Annotated in this window: 1 protein-coding gene and 3 pseudogenes; 3 read left to right on the forward strand and 1 reads right to left on the reverse strand. The window is 63.9% G+C overall.

Annotated elements, in window-relative coordinates; all coding sequences use genetic code 11:
- Positions 1-315 precede the first annotated feature (315 nt).
- The 3 genes and pseudogenes from ACWCQK_RS42200 to ACWCQK_RS42210 form a co-directional block, all read left to right on the forward strand.
- Positions 316-1,082 (forward strand): annotated as a pseudogene (locus ACWCQK_RS42200) (transposase family protein).
- 2 nt (positions 1,083-1,084) lie between these two features.
- Positions 1,085-1,321: a hypothetical protein gene (locus ACWCQK_RS42205; protein ID WP_451164552.1), complete on the forward strand. Its 237-nt coding sequence runs from the start codon at positions 1,085-1,087 to the stop codon at positions 1,319-1,321.
- A 425-nt stretch (positions 1,322-1,746) separates the two neighbouring features.
- Positions 1,747-2,010 (forward strand): annotated as a pseudogene (locus tag ACWCQK_RS42210) (transposase); the annotation flags it as partial.
- Between the two features lie 311 nt (positions 2,011-2,321).
- Here ACWCQK_RS42210 and ACWCQK_RS42215 read toward each other — a convergent pair.
- Positions 2,322-2,972: pseudogene (locus ACWCQK_RS42215) on the reverse strand (integrase core domain-containing protein); the annotation flags it as partial.
- Positions 2,973-3,067 lie beyond the last annotated feature (95 nt).

The raw sequence follows: 3,067 nt of genomic DNA on the forward strand, positions 1-3,067 counted from the left end.
TCTCCCGACGGACGACCTCGCTGTCGATTCCCTACTCGGCGATCATTCGCAATTCCTCATTGGCAGCCGGGTCGTCGTGGGGCACCGGGCGGCCAAGCACTGAAAGCCACAAGCGGCAGAGCCTTTTGAACCACACCCGGCACCCCTGGGCGGGTGAACCATACGAGGGACTCACCGCATCCCGCAGAGCAAGGAAGCCCTTTCCAACCTGGCTGGGTGATTGGCTAGTTAGGCTGGAGGGCGGTGTCTGAACGTGAAAAAGCTCCTGGTAGACGGGTTCATGACCAAGATCGCCTGCCCACCAGGAGCTTCCGCGTGCTTGTCTACCTGGCCGGCGTCGATGTGTCCACCTCGACGCTGCACTTCCTGTCCGCTCGTCTGCGGGCACGCCGCCAGGAACGCGGAACACGCTGGCGCCGGGTGAGCGTGGGACGTCAGGCCCTGCTCGTCCTCGCACACCTGCGCTGCGGCCATACCTACGCTCAACTCGCCGTCGGGTTCGGCGTCGGCACCACGACCGCCTACCAGTTACATCGCCGAGGCCATCGATGTCCTGACCGCTCGCGCACCAACCCTCGCCGAAGCGATGAAGACCGCCCTCTACCAAGGCATTCGCGATCCTCGACGGGACGCTGCTACCGATCGACAGGATCGCTGCCGACCGGCCCTTCCACTCCGGGAAACACAAGAAACACGGCATGAACGTGCAGGTGATCACCGATCCGGCGGGGCGACCGCTGTGGGCATCGCCCGCACTTCCCGGAGCCGTCCACGACATCAGGGCCGCGCGAACACACGGCATCATCGACGCCCTGGAGGAAGCCGTCGTGGAATGCTGGGCCGACAAGGCCTACCGGGACGCCGGCGCCCCCCACACGGGTGCCCTGCTCGGGTCGCTGGGAGACGCCTCCACAGGGCAGCAAGCCGTCAACCGCTCCCACGCGAAGATCCGCGCGCTCGTCGAGCGAGCCATGGCCACCCTCAAGACGTGGCGGCTCCTGCGCAAGCTGCGATGCTCCACAACCCGCATCACCAATGTCGTTCAACCCGTCCTCACCCCGCACCTGACCTGCTCAAACTGAGGTTGGAAAAGGCTCAGTGCCTGCCCAGCATCCTCGACGACTTCAAGCTCTACCTTCACCAGCGCTGGAACGAGGGATGCACCACCGCCGCCACCCTCTTCGCGGAGATCACGGCCGCCGTTTACCGCGTCGGCCTCACCGTCCTGCGCAACTACCTGCGCCCACTGCGATCAGGCGCCCCGCCCCAAGCGCGTCCTTTTGGCTGCGTGACCTCGGACCGCCGCCGACACCAACAGTGACCCTGCGTCAGTCCAACACCAAAGTGAGCCAGAACCAGCGTTCGGCCGTCGTCGAGACCCCGCTCGCTGGAGAACAGCCGACCGTCCTTCGCCGTACCGAAAACTCCTTCAGATGCTCATGGAGCAGCCGAACAACGGAGGCTGAATCGGCACGATGCGCACCTCACCCTCGGCCCGCTGCTTGAACCCACGCCGGTCGTGCGCTTCGCCGGAGTCGGTCCACGCTTTCCCGGCCGTGGGACGGGTCTCCGCCAGGAGCTACGGTCCCAGCCCGAGGCAGGGAGCGCAGTAGAGCGGCGAAGCCCCAGTCCCCCGACCGCATGGCCGCGTAGTGCAAGCATCCGAAGGAGGCACGCAGTCGCCGATCGCTTGCCCGGTCATAGCCGCCCACGTAAGTGAAGGCGGTCAACAACCACAGAGCCCACCAGTTGCGGGAGTCCATGGACACCCATGACTGGATCACCTGCTGCTTCCTGCCGGCCTATGCGCCCGATCTCAACCCTGTCGAGGGCATCTGGGCACTGCTGCGACGCAGCAGCCAGGCCAACACCGCCTTCACCAACCCCGCCCACCTGATGCGCGTGCTTCGGCACGGCCTCCGCCAGATCCACTACCGCAGCAACCTCATCGACGGATGCCTCGCCGAAACCGCTCTCACCTTGACGACACCACGCCAGCAAAGTCAGTAACGATACCCGTCACCTGCTGTCACCACCGACTACGGGACAGAACCGTTCGATTGACAAACCCACCAAGACTGATGACTTTCAGCCAGCATCTGTTCAGTGGCTGGTTTGTGGTGCATGGTAACTGAGAGGGAACCGCCAACTCCCCGGGCCAGTTCCCTTGCCAGGCCCTGCCGGTCAGCGCCGAACCACCGAACGAGCCCCGTACTAGGCCCCGCCGGTGAGTACCGGCAGGGCCACCCCCAGAGCCTCACCTACACCAGCGTTGAATGCCGCCCCCTGCTGCGTGTCGGTGTGAAACTGAAGGTGATCGATTATGTCTGGGTCGTGGTCTTCTGCTTGAGGTGTTCGTAGGATGTCTGGCCGCCGCGACCGCCGTGGGGGCGATGGTAGTTGTAGTAGTCCTCCCACTCGCAGAGTTTGTCGCTGAACACCTTGGTGTCATCAATGGCGACGCCGTCGAGCAGGCGGTAGAACTCCTCGGCGTCGATCCGGTAAAAGCGTTCGACCTTCCCGTTCAGCCGCGGCCTGCGGGGCTTGATGTAGGCGTGGCCGATGCCTTTGTCGAGCACGTGGAAGTGGAAGGCGGATTGGAACTCGGCTCCGTTGTCCGTCTGGATCACCTCCACCTGGAACGGCAGCCCCTGCAGGACGTAGTCAACGAACTGGATGGCGGCCTGGTTGAGCGTCGGATAGATCTTCAGGACCCGCAGTCGGGTGCAGTCGTCGATCGCCGTGAACTGGTAGTACTTGTTGCGGCCGCCGCGCCGTCCCTGAGACATGGCCACGAGCGGTTCAATAAACTTCACGTCGATCTGTACGCAGTGGCCGGGCAGCTGCTTCTCGTATCGCTTGCATCTGCGGTCGTGGCGCTTGTATCGCTGTGAAGTCGGCAGGCGGCCCATGTCCAGACGCTTGAGGATCCTCCACACGCCCGACTTGCTGATCGTGACGTCGTGGTACCGCTAGTGTGATGCGTCTGAAATCACGGGCTTAAGTCTCTCGCTGGTTTTCAGTGACTGGTGGAGTGACCTTGGCGAGGGAGTCGGCGAGGGATTTG

It is taken from the genome of Streptomyces sp. NPDC002306 (assembly GCF_053593435.1).